The following is a 26,217-nucleotide window of genomic DNA, read 5'->3' as shown; positions in this document are numbered from 1 at the left end:
GCTAACCAGTCTTGATATTTAGAATTTTTAATGGTAAAAGCAGGTATTCGTTGGAGCGAGACCCTGCCAATACATTTTTTGTTAACTCTAAACACTTAAATTTATGAAATTGAAATTTATACGACAACTAATTCGTATGTCTACCTACACATTTTTAGTAATTTGCTTCCAAATTTATTTTGCAGGCTTATTGATCGCCAACAATTCAGAAGCTCAAAAATTAAAACTTGAAGAAGTTTATGTTTTAATCCAGCACTCTGAAAATCAACAACTAAAGCAAGTCTTTAGAATGATTGAGAAAAAAACTGATTTTCGATTCACCTATAATGTTTCCTCCATTAACGACAAAAAAGAGATTGGCTTAAAAAAAGGTTATCAGTCTTTGTATGAGGTATTGCACAGCCTTTCAAAAGATGCTGATATTAGATTTAAAAGAATAAACAGCAGTATTTATGTCAGTAAAATTGACAGTAAAACCAAAACTAAAATTATTCAGGATGATCCTGAATATTCACAGCAACTCATTTCAGGAAAAGTAGTCTCTGAGGATGAGAATGAACCACTTCCAGGGGTGAGTATTTTAGTGAAAGGTACCTCCAATGGAACCACAACTGATATCAATGGAAATTTCAGCCTCATGGCTTCAGAAGAGGATATACTTGTATTCAGTTTTATCGGATTTGAATCCCAGGAAATGACTGTCGGAAATCAGACAGAGTTTAATATAACCATGAAAACCAGCCTTGAACAATTAGAAGAAATTGTAGTGGTGGGATATGGAACCCAAAAGAAATCTGACGTCACCGGTGCAGTAGGAACAGTTAATTCCGAAGATATTTTGAAAGGACCAGTAAATAATGTTTTACAAGGTCTTCAGGGAAGAGTTGCAGGAGTTAATGTATTTCTAAATTCCGGATCTCCAACCAGTAGTCCCCGTATCTTAATCAGGGGTCTGGGTACAATTAACTCTTCCTCCAATCCATTATTTGTGGTTGACGGGGTAGTGATGGAAGATATCCAATTCCTCAATCCCAATGATATTGAGAGTATGGAAGTATTAAAAGATGCTTCAGCTACAGCGATTTATGGTTCAAGGGGAGCCAATGGTGTAATTATTATATCCACCAAAAATGGCAGTAAGATAGATGGCATGATTGTAAGCTATGATGGCTTTGTAAGTTTTGGGCAGTTGAGGAAAAAAATGGATTTACTGAATTCCAAAGAATGGCTGGAAGTTGTGGAAACAGGTATGAACAACACCCCAAAATATCGTCCAGACTCTCAACCAGTATTTACCGCTAATGATCCAAATTTATTTGATAGCAATGGTAATCCATTATATGATACCGATTGGCAGGACGAAGCCACACGTACCGCAGTTTCTCAAAACCATCAGCTTTCCATTCAGCAAAAATCTGAAAAGTCATCTTATGGAGCCTTCCTTAACTATTCTAAAATGGAAGGAATAATGCTTAACAACTACATGGACAGGATCAATGGCAAAATTGTTTATGAAGGCAATCCTAAAAAATGGCTTACCTTCGGTTTCAATCTATTGGCTAATTATACCAAGGAAAATGAATTTGATGAAGGAGGTGGATACCAGATGCCAAGGAGAACAATGATTGAGATGCCTCCAATTTTCCCAGTGAAATTTCCTGACGGAACATGGAGTAACAGCCAGATGATTGAAGATCCCTATAACCTTGAGGCTATGGCCAACCCTGTCCATGTCCTTGAAACACAGGATAGAATCAGAGAGAGAACCCAGCTTTTTGGAAACACCTATTTAATATTCCATCTAGCAAAAGGGCTTGATTTAAGAACCCAGTTTGGTTTTGATAAACACGATAGGAAATATAAAAATTATAGCCCTGTGGACTTAATTAATATTTCTTCTCCACTGGGTACAGCTTCCCTAACCAACGAGTCTGTGTTGTATTGGCAACAGGAAAACTTCCTGAATTATTCGAAAGAAATCGAAGACCACAGAATTACAGGGGTATTGGGACTGAGCTGGCAAAAAAGATCTTCTGAATTTTTTACAGCGGGTGCCAGAGGATTTGCGGATGATTTCTACAGGTTTAATAGATTGCAGGCTGCCAATCAGCCAGATGCGCCTACATCAGGATATGATGAATGGTCGATGAATTCTTACTTTTTGAGAGGAGGATATACCTACAAGGATAAATACATGCTTACCTTTACCGGAAGGGTAGATGGATCATCCAGATTTGGTAATGATAATAAATTTGGATTCTTTCCATCACTGGGTGTAGGCTGGATGCTATCTAATGAGCCTTTCCTTTCTTCCTCATCTGTGATAGATAATCTTAAATTAAGATCCAGTTATGGAATTACAGGAAATACAGAAATTGCCACCTATCAATCACTCGCTACTATTTCTGCCGGAACTGTACTGATAAATGGGACAAGAGCCACTGATAGTTATGTAAACCGGTTGTCAAACCCAAGCCTGGAATGGGAAAAAAGTAGTCAGTTTGATGTAGGGATAGAACTTGGTGTGCTCAAAAACAGGGTGCGACTAGAAATGGATTATTATTATAAGTTAACTACCGACCTATTATTGGATAAACCTATTCCAATGTCTACAGGTTTTAGTGGTGTTCGGGATAATATAGGTTCAGTTTCAAACAGAGGGATAGAAGCCCTGCTTACCACGGTAAATGTTCAAAATGAAGGATTTTATTGGGAATCGATTTTAAATTTTAATCATAATACCAACAGAATTGAAAAACTCGGTGAAAATGATGAAGATATTTTCCCCGGCCCCTGGTGGGTTTCCGGAAGCCAGACTATTCTCAGAGTAGGTGAACCTCTTAGTTCCTTCTGGGGATTTGAAAGGTATGGTACCTGGGGAACTGATGAAGCCACGGCTGCAGCTGAAGTAGGAAGTGTACCCGGAGAGGCTAAAAGGTCTGCTGAAAAAAGCATTATTGGAAATGGATTACCTACCTGGACTGGTAGTTTTGTGAACAATTTCAGGGTCAAAAACTTCGATTTCACTGTGGATCTCCAGTTTGTATATGATGTAGACTTATTACAACAATTCTATCATTCTACTGAAGACAGGTCTGGTATTGCAAATGGCTTAAGGACAATTCTTACCCAGGGATGGACTGAACAAAACCAAAACACCATGGTACAGGAAATTCGAAATCAGGCTTACGCTGGTCAGAATAGTGAAATTGACAGTAGATGGGTAGCTAACGGATCTTATTTGCGAGGGAATTTATTCAGCGTTGGTTATACTTTTAATGATGAACTACTTTCAAGACTTAACCTTAAAAATTTCAGGGTTTATGCTACGCTTCAGAATGCATTTGTACTACACTCTGATGAATTTCAGGGACTTGATCCAGAGGCGACTTCCTGGGGAGGAAATCAGTGGGGCCAAAATATCTTTTTCTTCCAATACCCCCGACCAAGAACCTATACCCTTGGTGTTAACCTTCAATTTTAATTTTAACCATCAGACGATATGAAATACTTTAAAATATATATAATTAGTTTTCTAACCATTTTTGGAATTTCATGCTCCGATTTCCTGGAGGAAAAACCAAGAGATGAAATAAGTATTGATCAGTACTTTGAAACTCCGGCACATGCTGAAAATGCAGTAAATTCTCTTTATAGAAATGGTGCCCCTCAAATGTATTCCAGCGGAGGGGTATATAGTGGGACAAGGATTCTCCTGGGCCAGTATATGACTGGGTTTTTCGATAATGAATATAAAGGACAGGAACCTCATATTCAAAATGCGCAGCAGCTTACCCTTAATGGGATTAACCTGGATGAATACTTATCGGGAATATGGGGTGACCTTTATTTGGGAATTTCCAGGGCAAATAATGCCATAAAATATATCCCTGAAACTCCTGGACTAGATACTGAACAATCCAATAAACTAATGGCTGAGGCCAAGTTTTACAGGGCATTTGGGTATTATTTCTTAGTGAGACTTTTCGGTGATGTGCCCCTCATTGAGGAGCCTTATGAATCACTGGAAAATTTATTTGTACCAAGAAGTTCTGTAAATGAGGTTTATGATCTTATCACTTCAGATTTAGAATTTGCCGTAAATTCCGGAGGATTGCCTGAAGCTTCTATGGTAAACAATGGCTATAGAATTACGCAAGGTACTGTGGCTTCCTTATTAGCAGAAGTTTATCTGACTATGGGCGGATATCCTTTGGAAACCAATAAATATACTGAAGCCGCCCAAATGGCCAGAAAAGTTATTAACAGTAATGTTTATTCCCTCACTCAGCATGATTTTGATGTAGAAGGAGAGCTTATTCCCGAAAGAAGTGCCTACAATAAAATTAGAAATGAAGAAGCACTTGCCAATGAATATGTTTATTTAATTGAATATTTTGTCGGCATTTCTACTTCAGTTTATCCTCAATGGTCCTATCCGGTTTCTTTTGCATCTGATGTAAAATATGCCATTACGAATAGTGCCTATCAACCGGTAAAAGAGTTTTTATGGGGTTACAATAAGGACATTGACTTAAGGATGCAGGAAAAACAATATTACCATAGCTCATTTGAAGCCAATGACGGAAGTATTGTAGAATTTCCAATGACACCATTTATTTGGCATGACGATGAAGCACTTTTTGAAACAGCCAATTCAGGAAAAGACCTGAGAGCTTATAGCTATGCAGATGTTTTACTTATTGCGGCTGAGGCAATTGCAAAATCAGAAGGGGTAACCGCTGAGGCAGTAGATTACCTCACACAAGTGAGAAAAAGAGCTTATTGGGAATTAGATGAAGCTACTATTAAAAGTGAATTGAGTGGCCTTTCTGCCGATGAATTTATAGAAGAGGTTTGGAAAGAAAGATACCGGGAACTTGTTTTCGACTTCAAGCTTTGGTTTGATATGGTCCGAACACGAAAATATCCTAAAACCTCTGAAACAGGTAATGGAGAAATAGACTTTGTGAATTTCGTAGGCCAGGCCAACACCTGGGGCAAAACCTTCGAAACCAAACATTTATTGTTGCCTTTACCCGAAAGAGAATTGCAAAGAAATCCCAGCTTAAAGCAAAACGAAGGTTATTAATATTTTAGAGGAAGTTTAGTTGAAAACCAGGGAGAAAAGACAGCCCTTTTCTCCCTGGTTTTCTTTTTAAGTAGTAATTCAAAATTAATCGTGAAGTATTTTGCCATAAAAGACTGATAGAGAAATTACTATTTCTCAGAAATAATAGTTCCCGGTGTGGAGCACCCGGTATGGAGTACCCGGTGTGGAGCACGAGTGCTTATAAATCAATCCTGAATACGGGTTTCCTCACATTATTCACTATTACTTATTATCAATTTTAACATTTAAATAATAACTGAACTCTATTGCCAAAAACAGCATTTATTACCCTAATTAAAATTTCAGGTCAATTATTTCCAAATCAGGAAAATACTCCTAGCTTTGCGGGCAAATTAAATGCGATTCCTTGCACTAATATTAATCCTGGTTTACCAGATGGCTGCCTTCAGGCCCTTTTATGCTGTTTTGGACTTCCAAATCAATCGGGAATATATTGCTGCTAACTTGTGTGAAAATCAGGAATTGCCCATTCCGGTATGTGGGGGAAAATGCTATCTTGTAAAAAATCTGAAAAAATCGGTGGAAACCCCGGAAAGCAACAATCCTTCGAATCACAAAGGAAAATCTCAACAACAATTAGAAGAATTACTTACCCGTACCGGATTTGAGTTTGATCATTCAATACCTGATTTAAAAAGTCATAAAATATATTACGACCACTATTCTTTTTTCCCAAAAAAGATTTACAGTAAAATTTTCCTTCCTCCGCCCATTGTTTAATTACCCTTCTTTTACGTAATCACAAACGCAATTTGCCATGCTCTTTCCAAAACAGGGAGTGTCACTCACTAGTGCTTGCTAAAAGTAGTTGAAATACACTACAGTTCATTAGGCATGCAATATTAACTTCCGTGAGTTGAACCTATGGATGTGATGGGCAAGACTGGCTTATTTCGAAACAAAAAGGAACAAATTTAAAGTTGATTACAAAAAGCGAATTCCTCAACTGTATCCATCCTGAGTATAGAATATAGACTCCGTTGGGTACAGCCAGCGGCATAACAAAATCGCAATTTTGTGAAAAACCTCATTCTAAAAGTAAAAAAATGGAATACATAAACAGGTTATGGGTAGGCCTTTTAACCCTAGCTATTCTGATTGGGTGCGAACCCACCAATAATAAAAATGAAACTGAAAATCCTGCTGAATTGAAGGAACAGGAAGTCATGGAAATCCATGATATTGCCATGGCAAAAATGGAAATAATTTACAACTATGAAGTCAAATTAAAAGCAAAATTGGCTGATCAGGGTCCAGATTCTACAAAAATCAATCAGTATTTAGAAGATTTGAGTATCGCACATGAGAGCATGATGAACTGGATGAGAAATTATAAAAAACCTGATGGCACACGTCCCCAACAAGAGGTAATTACCTATTTGGAAAAGGAAAAAATTAAAATTGAAGAGGTAAATACGTTTACTCACAAGGCAATTGCCCAGGCGGAAGCATTTATTTCATCACATTAACTTATTGTTTAGATACCTCTAAATGAAATGCTACGCCATCATATTGCTGTTTTTTTATCAGTTTGTGATATTCCGCTCAGGCTATATCTGGGTAGAGTTTCAACTGAACCGAACATATATTGCCAAAAATCTATGCGAGAATAAAACTGCTCCTGTTCAGGTATGTGGCGGAAAATGCTATCTAACCAAAAAACTTAAGCAAAGTAATGAAGCCCCTAAAAATTCAACAAATGACAAAAAACGATTTAATCATAATGAATCAATCAGTATTCTTTATGATCAAATTAATATCCTCAAAAAAATAACCAATCAGCTAGAATTAACTTTTTCAGGTGATTATCTCTTTCTCTTCAAAAGCTTTATCCAACCAGTGGACAGTCCTCCTCCCTGAGTCTTTGTTTGAAAAATTCAACAACCTAAAGACAGATAAGGCATAACATAACAAGGTACAGGACATATCTCCTGATTACCCTGGGAAAGCTGTGTCTGCATATTTCACATTTCAAAATTATAAACATGGACTCCAAAAATATTACCCTTACCATTTTATCACTTTTCCTAAGCTTTTTAGCATGTGGACAAAATTCAATTTCTGGCATAATAAGCGATGAACAAACTCAGGAACCAGTCCCGTTTGCCTCAATTCTCAATTTGCGCACACAAAACGGAACTACCTCGGATTTCCAGGGTAAATTTCACCTGGACAATACAAATGAGCAGGACTCTATCAAAATTCAAATGGCGGGATATCAAACCCAGGTAGTTTTAGCCCAAAATAGCCATGTTGTGCAAATGTCACAAAAGTCAATTACGCTGGAATCTGTAGTGGTTTCTGCCAACAGGGAGCAGGAAAAGCGTACAGAGGCACCTATTGCCATCACCTCAATCGGTCCGAAAACCATTGCAGAAAACAATCCCACTACCATCGATCAGATTGTAAACCAATCAGCTGGTGTTTACATGGTTGATTTGGGCAATGAACAACATACCATGAGTATAAGAAGACCCATAGATTATGGTGCATCTTATCTGTATTTAGAAGATGGGGTGCCTATCAGAACTTCCGGGATATTCAATCACAATGCCCTTTTGGAAATGAACATGGCCAATACCAGCCGAATTGAAATCATTCGGGGCCCTGCCTCCAGCATGTACGGTAGTGAGGCCATTGGTGGAGCTATCAATTTTATTTCTCCCAAACCTTCCGTGAACCCTTCTGCTGGTATTAGCTTACAAGGCAATAATATTGGCTATAAAAGAACCGATTTTCATGCTTCTAATTCTTTCCAAAAACTGGGGGTAAGAATGGCTGGATATTATGCCCAAACACGTGATGGATACCGGGAACATAGCGATATGGATAAGCTGGCATTGAGTCTTGCACTTAATTACAGTTTTAGTCAAAATACAGAATTAGTCTGGAGCAGCTCTTATATAGATTATTTTTCTGATATGAGTGGATCATTGGATAGTGCCAGGTTTTTCAGCAAAAATTATCAGTCGGTTCAAACATTTACCAACCGTCAGGTAGATGCATTCAGGTCGAAATTAGCTTTAAATCATTATTGGAACGATCGATCAAAATCCAGTGTAACGGCTTATTACCGGAACAATACTATCAAACAAAATCCATCTTATCGGGTAGCAGATGATTTTAAACCCTGGATTCCTTCCGGAAATCCAAATAAAGCCCATGGTGTAGTCAATGACTATGGTTTTGAAAGTGTGGGAATGATCGCCCAACACAAGCAGGATTTTACCTGGCTAAATGCCTCGCTGGTAGGCGGTGTAAGTATGGAAATGACCCCAAGTGCTTTCGAAGAAATTTACACTACCATTTATAAAAGTGACGCAGGTTATTACGAATCCTTTACTGCCACCGATAGTGCATTAGCGGATTTCAAAACTGATCTGGTCAATACTTCGGCTTATGCTCAATTGAAAATTGAACCTGTGAAAAACCTGAGGCTAATTGGAGCTTTGAGGTATGATAATTTTACTTATAAATTTGACAATAACCTCGGTCCCAATTCATTTACAGCCGTTCAGGATGGAGAAAATGTATTCAATCAGTTTACCCCAAAAGTTGGTTTAACTTACGACCTTATGAATAATTCCGGGTTTTATGCCAACTTTAGCCAGGGATTTGTTCCTCCGCAAGTCTCAGAACTGTATAGAGGACAAAAAATCCCTGCCCTAAAACCCGTGTATTATAATAGCTATGAAGTAGGCGGTTGGGTAGCCTTCGCCAATAAAAAAGCTAAGCTGGAAGTGTCTTATTACATCATGGATGGTAAGGATGAAATCATTTCGGTACGGTATGATGATGGTACTTACGGGAGGAAAAATGCCGGAGAAACCAGACATAAAGGAATAGAATATGCACTACTTTATCAGCCGGTAAAAAGCATTAGTCTTCGAATTAGCGGTACTAATGCTTCCCATAATTTCACAGATTATGTGGAATCAGGAACGGATTTCTCCGGAAATGAAATGGCCCTTTCCCCGGGTTGGATTGCCAATGCCCAGATTACTTACAGACCTTCCTGGCTCAAGGGTTTCAGAACAAGTGTGGAATGGCAGCATATTGATGAATATTACATGGATGCTGCAAATACCAAAACCTATCCCGGGTATGACATTTTTAACCTACGACTGGGCTATGAGTGGAAGGCATTTGAAATCTGGTCCAACATCATCAACCTGACAGATGAATTGTATGCTACAGTGGCCAGTGCCTCACAATGGGGAGAAAGTTATACTCCCGGCAATCCCCGAAATTTCAATCTTGGAATTGCCTATAAGTTTTCTAAAAAATAAATTCTTATTCCCGGCCATTGGCTGTTAAACCATGGCTGGGAAAAGTATTTTCAAAAACAGTGAACATGAATACCTTAAAAAATAAAATTCCCTCCCAAAGAAAAAATCAATCCTGGAAAGGGATCACCTATAAAGTTCATAAAAGACTGGGTCTTGCCATCATGATTCCGGTGTTATTATGGGTAGTTAGCGGGTTAATGCATCCTTTTATGGCCAACTGGTTTAGGCCAGAAATTGCCCAAAGATTTATAATTCCCCAACCCGTATCCGATTCAGAATTAACACTGGGATTAAAAGAAGTTTTAGTGAAAAATAACATTTCAGCCTTCAATAATGCCCGACTAATTGAGCTGGAAGGAGCATATTATTATCAGGTGGCACTAACTGAAAATGAATTACTTTATCTGAATGCTACCCATGGAACAATTACGGAAAATGCAGACCTGAAATATGCAGAACAACTGGCCAGAATTTTCCTGGATGATCAAACATCTGCTTTGTTATCCAGTGAACTAATTACCGAGTTTGATACGGATTACCGGGAAATCAATCGATTACTACCCGCCTGGAAACTAACTTTCGACCGACCTGACGGAATGGAAATTTATATAGAAACCAGCTCATCCAGGCTAGGAGCCTTTAATTCTACCATTAAAAAAATTCATGGCAGAATATTCCAGCTTTTCCACAACTGGGGTTTTATCCCCGGACCAGCCTGGCTCAGGCTAACTGCAATATGTTTTTTTAGTGCATTTGTTTTTATTACAGCCCTGGCTGGCCTGATCATTTATGGCTTTGCCTGGAAGCGGTTTAAAAATATAAAACACGAGAACAATAGTACTCGAAAAAGAAAATTACATCGGAAAATTGGCCTGGTATTTTCCCTTTTTATGTTCATGTTTGCTTTTAGCGGCTGGTTCCATGCTATTCAGAAATTTAAGGGGGACAACCGTCATGAAATTTTTGATAAAAGTACCATTTTAACAGCCAGTCTGGATAAAGATTTCAATCAATTGATTCAGGAACTTGGTCAGCCCGTCATTAACTTCAGTCTGGCAAATTTTGGCGGAGAGAGTTATTTCAGGATAATGGTGAAGGAAGGAAAATTTGCCAAACCACTTTATTTTTCCACCAAAACAGGTAATCTTTTATCAGATGGCGAAGCACAATATGCCAAACACCTGGCTAAAGATTTTGCTAATTTTCCTGAAATAGAAATCAGTGAAATCGCATCAATTACTCAATTTAAAGGAGAATATGGATTTGTGAACAAAAGATTGCCAGTACAAAAAGTGCTTTTCAAATCAGTGGGTAATCCTGCGGTTTATGTAGAAACAAGTACTGGTAAATTAGGAGCCATAGTTACAGATTCCGACCGAATGGAGGGATACAGTTTTGCCTTTTTACATAAGTTCCATTTCCTGGACGGATTTGGAAAAAACTTCAGAGATATATTGACCATGTTAGCGGCTTGCTCTCTATTGGTTACAGCTTTCCTGGGTTGGCGAATCAGCAAGTAGACTTTTCTTGACACACATGGATAAAAAAAATTAACTCCATGTGTGTTTTTTGATGTTCTTCCCCCCTACTCCAGCGCATTTTAAAGATGATGCTACACGTTTGCCTGGCAGAAATTTTTGTTCATTGATGGCGACCTAATTGTATTTTTCAACTTTTAAGTAGTAATTCAAAATTAATCGTGTAGTATTTTGCCATAAAAGACTGATAGAGAGATTACTATTTCTCGGAAATAATAGTTCCCGGTATGGAGTTCCCGGTATGGAGTTCCCGGTGTGGAGCACCCGGTGTGGAGCTCGGGCGCTTAAGAAAAAAAGGGATTGAACGTAAGTTTATTCAATCCCTTTCCTAATTAATATTTCAATACATTTTTTCGGAAAATTTTTTATTTAATCTGATTTTCCCAAATTACTGATTGATCAATAAATTTATCATTCCTTATTTATCACTAATTATTGTGTGGCAATGTCACCAGAGGAATTATTCTCGAATGTATTATCTGACTCTGATAGGGAATTTCCACCCTGCACAAAGTCAACACCCCAACCACCGCTATCTTTAATAGTAGAATTGGTAATTTTAAGGTTTCCCTTACAATGAATCACCAAATTCCCCCGGCCTCCTGCATTATACATTTGTTTGGAACCTCCTCCTGAAATCTGACAATGCATAAGTTCATTTAAACTGGTACTGGAATTGAATCCTAACCCTAACCAGGTTCCTACTCCTTCATTTGCTCCTCTGAAAATGATTGGATTTTCCGCAGTTCCAATTGCCTTTATAGAACCCGTAGTCGGGATACAATCAACACCCGGACTACCTAACACAATCCCTGCCCCGGTTTCAAATTCAAGAATGGTTCCAGCCTCAATGGTAATGGCTTTTTCTACATAAACCTCTCTTCCACTGTTACTTACATTAATTCTATAGGGTACATCCAGTGCGGAAATACTCAGGTCATTATCAATTAAATCTTCTCCTTCTACTTCAATAAAGGCCTTTCCGTTTTCCTCTGCATAGCTGGAAGTTTCATCCAGTTGATCCGATTGATTGAAATGAATATAAACAGGAGCCTCTTCATTATCTTTTAAAGTATTATTCTGAAATTCATCTAACACCGCATCTTCATCCAACATATAAATTCCATATCCTCCGCTTTGGGAAATAGTGGTGTTTTGAATTTTCACTTTACTTTCGCATTGTAAAGTAATATTGGCATTCAGTTTACTTGCATTAAAAATTTTAGCTGCACCCCCACCACTTATTTCACAATAAATCAATTTGTTTTCAGGACTTGAGGAATTAATGCCAATGCCCAGCCAACTTCCTTTCCCATCCGAAAATCCTTTAAAAATAATTGGTTTATCTACTGTGCCAGTGGCATTAATGGTCCCTGTGGATAAAGAACAATCTACCGCATTTTCCCCTAACCTAAGTCCGGCCCCTGAAGCAAATTCAAATGTAACACCAGGTTCAATTACCAATCCTTTTTCAATATAATATTTTTGGTTTTCAGTAAATCTGTAGGGTAATCCAACATCCAAAACAGTGGCATCTTCCTCAAGAATGGAATTAAACACCTCAATGTAAGCCTGACCATTCCCATTGACATAGTCCGTTCCATCATCCAGTTTTCTAATCTGATTAAAATCGATCCCTACAGGAGAAAGTGTATTGTTCTGAATCACATTATTTTCGAAATCAACCAAATCACTATTTTCTGTAATAAAAATTCCATATCCATCATTATCCCCAATGGTACAATCTACAATACTCCCTTTGGAATTTGCTTTGCTGCTTAATTGTACAGCTCCTTTTACCCCGGATTGTGATGAAGCAGTCCGTCCTGCATGTTTAATTTCTACAAATTCGAGCCGGTTTTCCGGATTAGTAGAAGCAAAGTAAACGCCTTTCCAAATTCCGGCTGTTTCACTTGTCCCTACAAATTTAATGGGATTGTCCTCCGTTCCTATGGCTTTTAATCCTCCCCCATCGCTGGTAAAAATTCCACTTTCCTCTCCCTCAAACTGAATAATTACACCTGGTTCTATGGTTAGCAAAGCATTATTTTTTACAGATATTGCACACTTTATTATATAATCAACTTTATCCCCACTTTCTACATCCTCCCAGGTAGTGGAACTGGTAATTTCATTTTGTGTACAATCAAACTCGATTCCTGTTTCTTCTTCTACGGTAAATACAGGACCACTTGCTTTTTGCCCATTTACGGTTACAGAAACATTTCCCGTGGAGGCTGAGGCTGGTACTTCCACAACTAATCTGGAAACGGCAGCCGAGATTACCGTGGCTTTTTCATCATTAAAACTCACTATATTCTCTGAGGGCGTTTCGCTAAAGTTCGAACCATTGATGGTAACTTCAATACCTACCGGGCCTGAAGTGGGATCAATAGAATTGATTACCGGGGCAGGAATCGGATCATCTCCTTCCTCTTCCTTACATGAAATAATAAATAGATTAGAGAAAATAAATACGACCAGAAAGGTCAGTATTCGATAAGAATTTCGGGTACAAATTGAAGGGAGCATTTCTATGGGTTTTAAGTTAAAAAATAGGCTAAATCATTAAAAAAAGCTGACTTTTAATCTTGTTGAATTGGGCGGATAAAAAGTTGCCTATAGTTATTTACTTCCTTGCAAAAAATAAGGGTAAAATCATTTAGAAAAATTAAGAAAATTCCTGACAGAAAACCAATTTTTTAACATTGCCGAATAGATTTATAAATTCCTGGATTTCAAAGGGGTAGCTTTTATGTTTTATTCTTATTACATTTTCAATTCTTCAGATTTCATTTGAGTGAAAACAGGTTCAAATCAACTTTTGGTCCAGGGATGTGATTAAAAAAACAGGTGGGTGAATAACAGAATTGAAAATAAGCTAAAAGTACTAACAGGCTTTTTGAATCATTCCTCTATCCTCAAGTAGTCAGCAAACTTAAAGTATTCTTCAAATTTGCTGATTCCTTTATTTTTACCATTAAGACAGGTCATTATAAAAAATTAGGTGTCATTTTCCCATTCCGGTTAGAAATAACCCTTTTTTTTAAGGCATCAAATTAATATTTTCCACCTTTACTTTCCAGTCTTTAGGGAAACCCAAATGGGCTTGTGGATTTTCTTGTGTTCCTGTTGCCATCATGGCTAATGCAATTAATACGCCTCCATTGCCTGGTAAATACAAGCGTAATCTATCTGTTTGATAGTTATGCCCATTTTTCAAATAAATATTGGTGGTAATAGGCATGAGTAAAGCATCTACGGCCTTTTCTGGATTACCCAATCTTGCAGCAGTCATGGCGGTCATAGGAAAATCCCAACCCCAGGTATCTTCCCATTGCCAGTCAGTCCATATTTTATTAAAGGTATTTTCCATTACCTTTTGATCAAAGCCTTCAGTAGCCGGTAACATGCCAAAAGTGCCTAATACACTTGGATGGTCAGTCATATACCTTTCGGTGGTATAAGAATCCGGTGAACTTTCTGTAGCTAAATACAAATTGTCTTTTTGTGGTAATGGGGAAAGATTTGCCAAAACTTTATCCCATTTGGTATTTCTTTTCAGACCTTGTCTTTCCCTCCACTTTTGGGCAGTTTCCAGTCCCCATCGCCAATAAGCTAATTCGTAAGTGGGATTAAAGGTAGTTTTAGGATCAAATCGCTCCTGGGCCGGAATGACACCCACCCCCAGAATATAGCGTTTCAATGCCGGATCGAAATAGGCAAAATCCGCCATAAATTCGGCTGTTTGAGCTATCAAATCGGCATATTTTTCTAATGTTTTTTTATCCTTTTTGATATTATAAATTAATTCGGAAAAATAGATAATATGGGGTTGCTGCCATATCAAATAAGACCCGACAGAGGAAGCCGTTTCCCCACCTTCATTATCAGTCATTTTTTGCCATCGAACACCTTTAAACCCTTGTCTCTGTGCAATTTCTTTGGCTATTTCGCAGCTTCTAAAATACCATGACATTTGTTTTTCCAGTATTTCAGGTCTGTTCCACAAGGCAAAGTGTACTCCGTGCCACCAAGCCATTTCCATGTGGGGTTTGCCATACCAGGAATTACAGGTTAATCCAGTTTCCTGGGGAAAAGAATTACCTCCACAATTCACTTTTGTGAGGTACATAGAGAGAATCATTCTTCGCTCAATTTCATGTGCTCTTTCATCTTTGGTTTCTCCAAAATCTATCATTCCTCCGCTTTCCCAAAATTGTTGGTAAGCCTTGTGTGTCTCTGTTTGAAGCTGTGTGAAATCACTTTTAAAATGCTGCTCCGCTTTTTCTGACAATACAGTGGTAAACTCCCATTCATATTGATTTGCAATTGGCTGAATGATAAAGCCTTTGGGTGTAGCTTGTGAATTTTTTAAATCCAGTGAAGAAGCAAAATGGGTAAAATACTTTGTGTTATTTAGTTGCCTTTCAATACTTAAAGTCTGCTTATCTTTTGAAGAAAGTGTTAATCTTTTGGCTTCTCCATCATCAAAGTTCACCGCTTCATCTAAAAAGGAATCTGTTGGATAAGGATAGTTGATGGTAATACCTAATCTTCCCTCTTTCAATAAATTACTTTTTACTTTTACCCCCAATACATCTGCATTTTGCCCCACCAAAGTAATCACTTCAACCGTTTCGCCTTCCACATCAAACTGGCTGCTCAATTCTCCTTTCCACACATCCAGTTTCTGATTGATTTGTTTCACATCATCCACAGTAATGATACTGCCATCTTCTTTCTGAATATACCATCCCACCGTAGCCAAATGAATACGATGTGGATTTTGGCGGATATAATTGGCTGCTTCCCACTGTCTAGTGCCTTTATCCCATTGGCGCGCATAAGGCACTTCTCTTCCATGTGAAAATAGAGGGGCCAGGGTTTCTTCAATTTTATAGGTTTTATCAGTAGGGAAACTGTGCCAGCCCCATTCGGAAAGTGTTCCCAATGGCATTCCTTTTTGGTAATGTTGCGGGAAAGTCTGCAAGCCTGTAACATCCATTGTCATGGCAAAACTTCCGTTCCCCAAGCTCAAAGCATTTAAAGTATCCACTTCTGTAATGCTTACATTATGGCGGTTCACTACTGCTTTTCTGTCAATAGGGGTTTGAGCAATGATTAAAGTTTGATTGCCCAAAATGAACAGTAGGTAAAAAGTGATAAGTTTGTATAGTTTCATTAGATTATTATTCATTTAACTAATATATAGTTCAAGCATCCGCTTGGACTTAACATTTAGACAGCATCTCACTGTCAACCAATACTTCAGCGAGACACTGAAACTATTTACAAGTACAACTACTAGGTGTGTGGAAGACCTTGCTCCAGGTTAGAGTCTAACCCCTAATCACGAATCCCTAACAACTAATCCCTAATTAACCACATTTTCCCCAATTAACTTATACATTTCGCTACCTGCCAATAGAAAACAGCCTAAGCCATAATCTTCAAAATCTGGCATGCTGTCATAAGTAACCGGCTGACCATCTTTGGGTTCTTTGCCCGTTCCTTGTACATAACCCAAAAATCCATTCGGATGAATTGATTCGGTGACAATAGCCTTCCATGCTTTCATGATCACAGGTTTGTATTTTTCTTCACTGATTAGGCCATTATTAATGCCCCAGGCCATTCCATAAATAAAAAGGGAAGTTCCAGTAGTTTCTTTGCCACCATATTCTTCAGGATCATGTAAACTGACATTCCAAAAGCCATCTTTTCTCTGTAAAGGTACTAATGCCGCTAACATAGCTTTAAGGTCAGCTTCGTATTCTGCTCTGTGCGGTTCATCTTCGGGGATGAGTTCTAAAACCCTTACCAAAGCGGCTACTACCCAACCATTTCCCCTCGACCAATAGCAATCTTTTCCATTAGTTGTAGTGTAAGGAGGATCAAAGTCTGCATCACGCCACCACAAGCCATGCTCAGGATTCCACAAACCATTATCTCCAATATTGTTTTTGGTATAGGCATACATCTCATACATACGCTGAAAATAAGCAGTATCATTATACACTACTCCAAGGCGGGCAAATACGGGCATTGCCATTTGAATCGCATCAATCCAATCCCAATCATCTATTTTATCGGTCACCATCATGCTATCCATAGAGGCTTTGATTTTTTCAATTCTCACTGGATCCTTATCAATCAAATACAGGTCAATATAAGTTTGCCCTGCACATTGGTTATCTGCATTACGTGTATATGTTTCTCCATCTCGCAAATCCCATTTGTGAAATTCTGCCCAACGAACAGCATAATCATAATAAGCAGGATCAGCCTTTAATTTATGCAGCTCCATCAATCCTTCATAATACACTCCCCTGGTCCAAATATTACTAGCCCTTGATCTATTAGTGACTATTCGTTTGCCCACATCCTGCCATTTATCCATAAAATATTGATTGGTCAATACCATGTTGTCAAGGATAGTCTCCTGACTAATCACCTGACTTTCCTCATTCTGCTGACTACTACAAGCACCTAGCAGTAAAACACTTGCAAGTGCTGTAAAGTGGATAGTTTTACTTATATATTTCATATTTTTAAAAGTTTAAAATCTTGATTTTTCTATTTTAATGGGCGAAAGGTATTTCGCCACGACAAATACTAATTCCTAACCACTAACATCTAATCCCTTATAACTAACCCCTAATTCCCATCAGGTTTCATTACTTCCACATAAGGACTCTCAGACCAAAAAAAATCTTCAAATTTATCAGGTTTAGATGGGTCGAAGGGTGGAATATTTTCCTTCAAATGATTGGCCAAGGACAACTCACTTTTTTTGATACTTTCTACAATGCACCTGGCAATTTGCATAGCACCATAGGTACTAAAGTGAGTATTATCAGCCAAAGGCTTGTCCTGATTAGGGAAAGTTCCTGCGGGGAAATGCACAAATGCTTTTTTCGATTCATCTACTCCCATCGCTTCATACAGTGTTTTGCTCATGGTGTTTAGATCAATCAATGCCACATTTTCCTCCCGGGCAGTTTGCCGCATGGCTTCGGGGTAATCTTCTAATGTGTTCACAATCTTGCCCTCCTCATCAAATTTTCTACGATGCATGGAGGTAACCAATACAGGTGTCGCACCCTTTGTCCTGGCAGAATCAATAAACAATTTCAACATTTCCTTGTAACCTGAGAAAGCATCTACATGTGCTCCACCAGGTTTTTGGTCATTGTGGGCAAATTCAATGAAAAGGTAATCTCCTTCTCTCATCAAACTCAATACCTTTTGCAGGCGTTTTTCGCCCACAAATGCCTTCAAAGTTTCACCCGATTCTGCAAAGTTGGCAATGGCAATATCCTCTTTAAAAAATGAGGGAAACATTTGCCCCCAAGCCGCCCAGGGTTCATATTCCTGGTCAACCACCGTAGAATTACCTGCTAAAAACACGGTAGGTACATCACTCGCTTCCATAATCTCCACCGAAGTGATGCAAGGTTTTTTATTCCCAAATTCCAGGGTCAATCTGTTGTCCCAATTCAAATAAGGAAACTCTCTGGATTTTAAGCGAATCTTTTCCGTCTCATTAATTTGTGGGGTACGGACATTGACAACTATATCCTGGGTGACTAATTCATTGGCTAGAGTCGCCACTTCGGGTATCATCAATCGCCTCGATTCTGCTTTTACAGTAGAAAAAGTGGCTTCTTCCGCATTGCCAAAACCGATTTTTACCTTATAATTTCCTGCTGGAAGATCCACCACAAAATAAAAAGGCTTTTCACTTATCAGGAAATCATGATGCAAAGCATCATTTCCCTCCCGTTTCCCTTCCTTCACAGCTTCATGACTCAATAACCCATAACCTCTTTCAGTGGAGTATTGCATATCTGCTTTTACTGGTAAACAGTCTGCAGCAAGTGCGTCACCTCCAAAATCAAATTTCATCAAAGGTTGACTTTCCTCCATTTCTGTCACTTTTTCTGTGACCTCCTCTGATTGTTTTACACCGCCACCACACGAAAACAAAGCACCCAATAAAATCCCAATTCCTAATGTGTTCCAGTTCATATTTTTAATCCATATTCTATTAAAAAAGTGTCAGTTAGGTGAATGGTTTCTCTCCCCGACAGGATCCTAATAACTAATCCCTCATAACTGACTACAAATTACCGTTTCCCAGTAGTAGGATCTGCCCAATCATCGGTTCTAAAAGGCGATGCAGGTAATCCTGTTTCATTGGTTAAATTCGGATTTGCAGGGTTGTTGTTAAAAGCATAGCGAACGGCTATGGGGGATAATACTTTATCAGACCAAACTTCAATTTTATCTTTGCCTACGATTTTCGCTTTGGCCCAATACCACTTTTTATCAGCTCCTGCGATGGCAAACTCTGCTAAATCACCTCCATCTTTTGTTTGCAACCCTGTTCCAACTTCCTCAAACCAAATTTCTATTTTTTCATCTTTCACACCAGACCTGACATACATAGGAGGAGTCCCTTTTATATTTTCTCCATACACTTTCTCTCTGGCCCAAAGTGACATTCGATTTCCTACATCCAATTTATTTCTTGGATGGATATCATTCGCTTCCCCAATATCAATAATCACAATTAACCCGGAATTGACTGTATTCACCACAGTTCTTCTCTGGGCTTCTCTTATATGACTCCAGGCTTCATCCATAGGGGTTTCACAAACTTCCCTAAAGTTGGGTAATTGTATAATTCCAAATGGAAAGTCCCCCTGCCCCCATTTTTCTCTCCACGATTTGATAAACACTGGCAACAACAAACCATATTGTTCTGCTCTTTCCTCATTGGATTCTCCCTGATACCAAAAGGCTCCTTTAATGGCATATGGAATTAAGGGGGCAATCATATTATTATAAATGGAGGAGGCAATCCGGTAATCTCGTAAAGCATCTGGAACCCGTGGCTTTCTTGGAAGTTTTTCTCCATTAATTTCAGTTTGCTTAACAGCTTCTTCCCAATTCTTTAAATCCTGCTCAAATTTCGCTTGTACAGCTGGTCTTTCCTTTTCCCAAATTTCAGTTCGTTCCACACAAGGACGAAAATCATCCGAAGCGAGTAAATATTCTTCGGGCATCCAGGCTTCTACTTGTGAACCTCCATAAGATGAATTGATTAAACCTATTGGAACGTTTAAATTTTGGTGTAGATCAAGTCCAAAAAAATAGCCCGCAGCACTAAATTTTCGTGCTGAAGCTGGTGTACATTCCTGCCAATTAGCTAATACTCCTTCGTGTTTTTTAAAAGCAACTCCCCTACTCACGTTAAACAGACGAATATGGCTATGATGGGCTTTGGAAACCTCTTCCTCTCCATTATTGGCCTGTTGTAATTCCCATTGCATATTCGACTGCCCAGTCAACAGCCAAACCTCCCCAATTAATATTCCATTTAAATCAATTTTTTCACTTCCTGTTATACTTAATGTCTGGGGGTTTGCATTCGCTTCCAGGGGTTTTAAATTTACCAGCCATTTTCCTGAGACCTCAGTTTCAGTTTCAACACTTTGCCCTCCAAAATTAACCGTGATCTTTTCCCCGGGTTCAGCCCATCCCCATATAGGTATAGGTTGATTCCGCTGTAAGATCATACTATCACTCAGGATTGCAGGAAGTCTTATTTCTCCCTTTAAACAATTGGAAATTACAATTAAAGGAAAGAGCAGTAAAACTATTCGTATTTGAATTATTTTTTTCATGCTATAAGCTCGGACTACATTTTTACTGACTGCTTTTATCTGCTTTCATGGGGACAATGGTTACCTGTCCTAATAATCCAGAGGGTTGTAACTTCCAATCAGCTGCATTAAAAGGCTTATAATTTAAATCCACAAAATTGATTTCATGATATTTTCTCCATTCTACGCCCTTCTTATCCAGATCAATAATCCGATTAGCCATCAGATTAGTCACTTCAATTTTAAGGGTATTTTTCCCTTCTTTTAAGTATTTCCCAACCCTGGTCTGAAAAGGGATTCCCCATAATATTCCAACTTCTTGATCATTTATCCATATTTTGGCACTTTCTCTCACATCTCCAAGCTTCAAAAGATATTCATCTGCATCCTTTTGAGGTATTTCAAATGTGGTGGTATATTCCGCTGATCCGGAAAAGGCCTTTGCTTTTTCATCCGGTAATTCAGTCCAGGATACTAGATCTGTAAGTGATTGGCTTTCAGGCAGCTCCGGGCCTCCGCTGGTAAATTTCAACTCCCACTCTCCAGAAACAATAGTGCCTTCTTCAGAAGACTCTAGGTAAAGCCACTCTTCTATGTTTTCCAATTTTCCTGAAATGGTTTGGATAAATACTGATTCCCCCGGTTCCATCTGCACCCTGACAGTCATCTTTTCTCCTTCAGAGGAAACTTTCGCAGCACCAAAGTTTCCGGTTAAAGGATCAAAAATAACAGCTGCATCCATTTTGGCATTCAGAGGAAGCCAGGTATCAATACTGGTGGCAGTATGATTTGCCAGGTAGTAAATTTTATTCCCATCCAGGTCTTTTCGAATAAACTTAAGCTTATTATCGGTAAGAGATTCCCTGAAAATATTTTGGTATTCCAATGCTTTTTGAACATCCTCTGCCAAAAGAATTAATCCCTTTCCGTATTTCAATTCACTGATGCCGGAATTTACTTCAGAAAACTTTAGCTTATCCAGCAGGATTCGTAATTCCTGCCTTCTTTTTTCCAATTGGTAATATCCGGGAACATCTTTTGGAAGTTGTTGGAAAATTATTGTTCCTCCATTTTCTGCCAATGACAATGCAGCATTGACTGTTTCAACAGGCATTAAATTACAGGCTGGAATAATTAAAGTCTGGTAAGGATTTGCATGGGGTGAAGTAGAAATTGTATTACCCTTAACCTCTGCCTCCTTGATTAATTTATCCGAAACAAAATCCATGGAATAGCCATTCGTGTATAATTTATCGGACATTTTATAAAAGGGTGTTGGATGCATCCATTCATCTATATGATGGATACTCAACAATTTATTAATCTGCCTGGGATCATGCCACACATCATATACCGGCCAGTAAATTAAAAGTTCATTATCCGATTTTCCTTTTTGTAAAAAGGATTGGCATCTGGTAATATATTCATTCAATCCATTGATATGCGGCCAGAAACTATTGGAAGGAGCCATATTGGTAGAGGCGTAAAACAACCATCCTGGCCAGCCAGCCTCCTCAGGTGAGAAGGTGGTTCCGTGATAAAAAACATGGTTCACTCCGGTTAAAAACAATTGTTCCACTTCTGGTTTACACTGAGACATGGATACTTTAAAATGTTCTCCCAACCAGGTAAAAGATTCTGAAGATACCAGAGGTTTACCCGTAACATTGGCAGCAGAAGTAGCAAATTTGATCATCAGTGGATCAGGATCTATATTCCTTTTATCCACTGTATAATCAGGCAATCCGGGGATGGGAAAATAGGTAGAACCAAAAGTCTCCGTTTCCGGAATATCTACCGCAGCATACAAATCCAGTAAATTCCCGGGTGAACCATGAGCCTGATTTCTGGATAATCCACCTTGCTTGTGAATCCAGTTATGCCAGGGCTGGGAAAAATTTTCCAACAACATATCGGAAATGGTTTCCCTATAATCTGATTTTATTCGGGCGATGGAATCCACATCTTCCATACTGGTCAGTTCTCTTAAATATTCCCCCGGGTCATATCCTCTTCTTTTTTTAAATTCTTCAAAAAGCGTTGGAGACAAATCTGCTCCATATACCTCATAACTATCATTGAAAAATGCCCTTACACCTGTTTGTTCTTTACCAAAAGCCTGATCAAATCTTTCCAGATAAGTATCCAGAGCATCTTTTGACATGTGGTCCATGGTAAAACCTTCCCCACCAGGTGCAGCTCTTTTTACCTTTTGCAGAGTTTTACCGGAAAAAGCAGCTAAAATATTCCATTCTCCATTTTCCGGGGTCCAGTCTAACTGATTCCCATCTTTTACTTTCTCTATAAGATTGATTTTTTCTCCATCCTGATTAAAAGCCATGAGGGCCAGTAACTCTACTCCAACTTTTTGTTGACGAGGATCCTTTACTTCGATTTTCTCCTTTAATTTTTGTCCGGATTTTAAAGTATATTCCTGCACAATTAATTTTCCTGCGGCAAATTCAGGGGTAATTTGCGGTCCACCAAAAGGCCAGCCTGTGCCTACATTCATATCTACTGCCATGCCTAATGCCCTTGCTTTATTTACAGAAAAGTATAAAGCTTCCATCCATTCAGGAGATAGGTATTCCAAGTACTTTTCCTCAAATCCTTTTGCTCCATAAATCGGGGTAATTTCCACTCCTCCAATACCGGCATCAGCATATTTCTTCATCAGCTTTTCGATATTCGCAGAATCCACCGCACTTCCCATCCACCACCATCTGGCCCAGGGTTTCATTTCTACACTGCTTTCGGGCCAGGAAATTTCTGTTACTACTTTTTCAGGAACCTGCTTGTTGCAACTTGCCGGGAATAAAAATAAACAGGCGAAAATCAGCGGAAGGTATAGGTGATTATTAAAATCAGGCTTGTTGTTTTTTTTCATTTTCAAATTATTTAATAGATCAGGGTGTACCGTAAAATAAAGTTATCAGGGGTAATTCCCTAATCCATCCACATTTTTCAATCAGACACTTTATAATTGATTGATCAGATTTTCCCTTTTTTCCAGTGTGACTAGCACGAAATAAGGGAAATATGTTTGTGAGTTAACAATCTGATTATCAATCCTATAATTCTGTTACTTATTTAAGACCTGTGGTACTAGAGATTAATTTCCCTTTTCAATTTCAACATTTATTTCAGATTTAACACCTAATCCTGGATTTATATAAAGTATTTTTTGTGCTGATTCATAATACCATCCTTTTGAACCCTCACTCCCTGAAGGACTTTCCAGTTTTTTCAAATCAGATTGATTTACCAAAACATTGGCCGGCTCTGTTCCTAAATGAAGTTGAAGGTAATACGCTCTTTGTGGAATTTGATATTGACCGGTAGGCTTAGGGATATTTACTTTTACTAATGCTTCATCCTCTATACATGTTACTTTAGTAGTGGCATATTCACCCTGTTGATAAGCCATGCTTTTGCCATCATCCTCATATAATTCAAAGGAAGAGGATTTTCCCGGGTAAATATCCAGTATTATTCGCTCTGTTGGGGTTTCACCAATAAACTGAGGAGGCTTTTGCATTGGAATAATTCCCCCTTCTTTTATAAAAATTGGCATTTGATCAATCGGTGATAAAACACTGATATATTGTTTCCCCTCGTACTTTTCTCCGGTCCAATAATTAAACCAGTTGCCTTCAGGAAGGTATACCACACGGGTTTGGGCCCCTTTTTCCGTAACCGGGCAAATCATCATGCTGTTTCCAAACATATACTGATCGGCAATTTCGTATACATTTTCGTCCTCCTGATAAGCCAGTACCAATGCGCGCATAATCGGAATTCCCCTTTGATTCATTTCGAAAGAATGACTGTAGATATAAGGAATGAGGCTGTATCGAAGTAAATCGTATTGTTTGAAGATTTCCAAGGCTTCTTCGCCATAATTCCACGGTTCTTTGTATCCCGGATGATCCATACCAAACAGGTGAGCTACCGGACTAAACATCCCAAACTGACACCATCTGATATACAATTCAGGATCTGCCGCATGTTCAAAACCACCCATGCAGTGTGCCCAGTTACCTACTCCGGATAAACCAATATTCAATCCTGCCTTAATTACCGGAGCAAAATACTGCCATTCACTGGGCCAGTCTCCTGCGAAAATATAGGGATACCGCTGAATCCCGGCATAACCTTCCCGAGTCATGTTCATCCCCCGTATTCCATTGTGTTGACTAAATTTTTCATATGGTGCTTTTGCGTAGGCAATAGGAAAGATATTGTGTAGTTTTTTCGCCTCCAGACTAGTTGGTCCAACTTTATCACTTTCATTCGCTTTTCTTCCAAATGCACTTCCTTCATCAGTTTTAAAGAACATTGCTCCCAGCGAAGCCACTTTCATGGCCCCATTTTCCCACCACCAGTCAACTGATTTTTCATCAAAGAAATTGACAAATTCTCCAGGTTTCCCTTCTTCAGGATATACATACCCTTTTTCCTGAGCCTGTTCCAACAAATTGATTGTATTTCCATTATCAAATCGGGGTCTGATATGGACTCCAACCATATTTAAATTCATAGCGTATAGGCTGTCGAACATAGCTTTGGGATCGACAAAAGTGGGTCGCCATTCAAATGTGGTAGCACCTTTTCCGCCTGTTTTACCAAAAATTCTCCAGGTTGAATCCAGATGCAATACATCCAAAGGAATTCCCTGGTCCCGGAACCTTCTCGCCAGTGCCACTACGTAATCAGTGGAAGTAATTTCCTCATGCCCCCAGGTTCCTCCACTATAAGTTCCCAATTGTAATCCCAAACCAAATTTAGGCATTAAAGGCGCCTTTCCGGTTATATTGGTATAATGGTCAAGAATATGGGGGAAATCCGGGCCATACATAAAATAATAATCGAGTTCACCATTTTCAGCACTGAATGTATAGGTTTCGAGGTCACTACTCCCCATGTCCCATTCAGTTGCATAAGAATTATGTAAAAATATACCATATCCTCTTGTACTCATGAAAAATGGTACAGGACTATAATTCGCTTTCAAAATGTTATACGCCCCCACAATATGAGGTCTTCCAATTCCCCTGCCTACATCCAGATTTACTTTTTTACCCCTTCTGTCCATAAAATCCATTCTTTCCCCAAAACCGAAAAAGTGTTCATCCGGAAATAATTTCTTTTGGGCAAATACCTGATTTTGACTGGTAAAATGTCCCTGATCATCCGCAAGAAGAACTTTACCATTCTTATCAGAAACAATAATAGTAAAAGGTTTCTTAGTCACTTTTACATCTAACATTTTAGAGCTGATCATAAAATGATCGTTTTCTTCCTGAGCCTTTACATCTATTGCAGGCCAATCGTAATTTATGACCATATAAGGTTCATTTTCCTCAAAATTCCTTCCCCAGCTGCTTCTTATTCTCAGGATTTCTGGCGAACAAAATTCTAACCTCACATCAGCATTTTCATTTGAAAAGAAAAAGGTATTCCCTTCTTGTTTAAATCCTGATTGATAATTCCCTATACCTGTTTCTTCCTGGGCGATTAATTCAAATGTAAAAAATAGTAAAAGGGTAAAAAGTGATATTAATTTAGAAATCTGCATATTT

The 26,217-nt window shown here is 38.6% G+C and carries 14 protein-coding genes; 7 read left to right on the top strand and 7 right to left on the bottom strand.

Going from position 1 to position 26,217, the window contains the following annotated elements; translation table 11 throughout:
• Positions 1-103: 103 nt before the first annotated feature.
• The 7 genes from A3EM_RS0121935 (at position 104) to A3EM_RS0121900 (ending at position 10,943) form a co-directional block, all read left to right on the top strand.
• Positions 104-3,484, top strand: a complete 3,381-nt coding sequence (locus A3EM_RS0121935) for a SusC/RagA family TonB-linked outer membrane protein (protein WP_026210508.1) — start codon at positions 104-106, stop codon at positions 3,482-3,484.
• Positions 3,485-3,502: 18 nt separating this feature from the next.
• Positions 3,503-5,092, top strand: coding sequence for a RagB/SusD family nutrient uptake outer membrane protein (locus A3EM_RS0121930; RefSeq protein WP_020530400.1), 1,590 nt, complete (start codon positions 3,503-3,505; stop codon positions 5,090-5,092).
• Between the two features lie 378 nt (positions 5,093-5,470).
• Positions 5,471-5,854, top strand: coding sequence for a hypothetical protein (locus A3EM_RS43320; RefSeq protein WP_020530398.1), 384 nt, complete (start codon positions 5,471-5,473; stop codon positions 5,852-5,854).
• A gap of 326 nt (positions 5,855-6,180) precedes the next feature.
• Positions 6,181-6,603 (top strand): hypothetical protein, encoded by a 423-nt coding sequence (locus A3EM_RS46120; protein ID WP_020530397.1) that lies wholly within the window; start codon positions 6,181-6,183, stop codon positions 6,601-6,603.
• 22 nt (positions 6,604-6,625) lie between these two features.
• On the top strand, positions 6,626-6,994 hold the full coding sequence (locus A3EM_RS46115) for a hypothetical protein (RefSeq protein WP_020530396.1): 369 nt from the start codon (positions 6,626-6,628) through the stop codon (positions 6,992-6,994).
• A gap of 125 nt (positions 6,995-7,119) precedes the next feature.
• Positions 7,120-9,423 carry a TonB-dependent receptor gene (locus A3EM_RS0121905; RefSeq protein ID WP_020530395.1) on the top strand — a complete coding sequence of 768 codons (2,304 nt, stop codon included), beginning with the start codon at positions 7,120-7,122 and terminating at the stop codon, positions 9,421-9,423.
• A 65-nt stretch (positions 9,424-9,488) separates the two neighbouring features.
• Complete coding sequence (locus A3EM_RS0121900; RefSeq protein ID WP_157638022.1) at positions 9,489-10,943, top strand: PepSY-associated TM helix domain-containing protein; 1,455 nt, start codon at positions 9,489-9,491, stop codon at positions 10,941-10,943.
• A gap of 450 nt (positions 10,944-11,393) precedes the next feature.
• Here the strand turns inward: A3EM_RS0121900 and A3EM_RS0121895 are convergent, their stop codons facing one another.
• The 7 genes from A3EM_RS0121895 to A3EM_RS0121860 form a co-directional block, all read right to left on the bottom strand.
• Entirely contained in the window at positions 11,394-13,493 is a 2,100-nt protein-coding gene (locus A3EM_RS0121895) for an IPT/TIG domain-containing protein (RefSeq protein ID WP_020530393.1), read from the bottom strand.
• Between the two features lie 514 nt (positions 13,494-14,007).
• Positions 14,008-16,146, bottom strand: a complete 2,139-nt coding sequence (locus tag A3EM_RS0121885) for a hypothetical protein (RefSeq protein WP_020530392.1) — start codon at positions 16,144-16,146, stop codon at positions 14,008-14,010.
• Between the two features lie 192 nt (positions 16,147-16,338).
• The gene (locus A3EM_RS0121880) at positions 16,339-17,511 is read right to left on the bottom strand and encodes a glycoside hydrolase family 88/105 protein (protein ID WP_020530391.1); all 1,173 of its coding nucleotides are present in this window, start codon (positions 17,509-17,511) and stop codon (positions 16,339-16,341) included.
• A 110-nt stretch (positions 17,512-17,621) separates the two neighbouring features.
• The gene (locus tag A3EM_RS0121875) at positions 17,622-18,995 is read right to left on the bottom strand and encodes a rhamnogalacturonan acetylesterase (protein ID WP_020530390.1); all 1,374 of its coding nucleotides are present in this window, start codon (positions 18,993-18,995) and stop codon (positions 17,622-17,624) included.
• A 98-nt stretch (positions 18,996-19,093) separates the two neighbouring features.
• Positions 19,094-20,656 carry a sialate O-acetylesterase gene (locus A3EM_RS0121870; protein ID WP_020530389.1) on the bottom strand — a complete coding sequence of 521 codons (1,563 nt, stop codon included), beginning with the start codon at positions 20,654-20,656 and terminating at the stop codon, positions 19,094-19,096.
• Positions 20,657-20,678: 22 nt separating this feature from the next.
• Complete coding sequence (locus tag A3EM_RS0121865; RefSeq protein ID WP_020530388.1) at positions 20,679-23,522, bottom strand: glycosyl hydrolase; 2,844 nt, start codon at positions 23,520-23,522, stop codon at positions 20,679-20,681.
• 225 nt (positions 23,523-23,747) lie between these two features.
• A complete protein-coding gene (locus A3EM_RS0121860) occupies positions 23,748-26,213 on the bottom strand; it encodes a glycoside hydrolase family 31 protein (RefSeq protein WP_020530387.1) in 2,466 nt (821 codons plus the stop codon).
• Positions 26,214-26,217 lie beyond the last annotated feature (4 nt).

It is taken from the genome of Flexithrix dorotheae DSM 6795 (assembly GCF_000379765.1).
Classification (GTDB): domain Bacteria; phylum Bacteroidota; class Bacteroidia; order Cytophagales; family Flammeovirgaceae; genus Flexithrix; species Flexithrix dorotheae.
The sequence above is the reverse complement of the archived record's forward strand: the minus strand, read 5'-3'. Positions and strand labels throughout refer to the sequence as shown.

Coding starts and splice junctions, on each gene's coding strand:
- A3EM_RS0121905 (WP_020530395.1), top strand. CDS start 7,120: ATGGACTCCAAAAATATTACCCTTACCATTTTATCACTTTTCCTAAGC.
- A3EM_RS46115 (WP_020530396.1), top strand. CDS start 6,626: ATGAAATGCTACGCCATCATATTGCTGTTTTTTTATCAGTTTGTGATA.
- A3EM_RS0121930 (WP_020530400.1), top strand. CDS start 3,503: ATGAAATACTTTAAAATATATATAATTAGTTTTCTAACCATTTTTGGA.
- A3EM_RS0121870 (WP_020530389.1), bottom strand. CDS start 20,656: ATGAAAAAAATAATTCAAATACGAATAGTTTTACTGCTCTTTCCTTTA.
- A3EM_RS0121885 (WP_020530392.1), bottom strand. CDS start 16,146: ATGAAACTATACAAACTTATCACTTTTTACCTACTGTTCATTTTGGGC.
- A3EM_RS46120 (WP_020530397.1), top strand. CDS start 6,181: ATGGAATACATAAACAGGTTATGGGTAGGCCTTTTAACCCTAGCTATT.
- A3EM_RS43320 (WP_020530398.1), top strand. CDS start 5,471: ATGCGATTCCTTGCACTAATATTAATCCTGGTTTACCAGATGGCTGCC.
- A3EM_RS0121860 (WP_020530387.1), bottom strand. CDS start 26,213: ATGCAGATTTCTAAATTAATATCACTTTTTACCCTTTTACTATTTTTT.
- A3EM_RS0121875 (WP_020530390.1), bottom strand. CDS start 18,995: ATGAACTGGAACACATTAGGAATTGGGATTTTATTGGGTGCTTTGTTT.
- A3EM_RS0121880 (WP_020530391.1), bottom strand. CDS start 17,511: ATGAAATATATAAGTAAAACTATCCACTTTACAGCACTTGCAAGTGTT.
- A3EM_RS0121895 (WP_020530393.1), bottom strand. CDS start 13,493: ATGCTCCCTTCAATTTGTACCCGAAATTCTTATCGAATACTGACCTTT.
- A3EM_RS0121935 (WP_026210508.1), top strand. CDS start 104: ATGAAATTGAAATTTATACGACAACTAATTCGTATGTCTACCTACACA.
- A3EM_RS0121865 (WP_020530388.1), bottom strand. CDS start 23,522: ATGAAAAAAAACAACAAGCCTGATTTTAATAATCACCTATACCTTCCG.
- A3EM_RS0121900 (WP_157638022.1), top strand. CDS start 9,489: ATGAATACCTTAAAAAATAAAATTCCCTCCCAAAGAAAAAATCAATCC.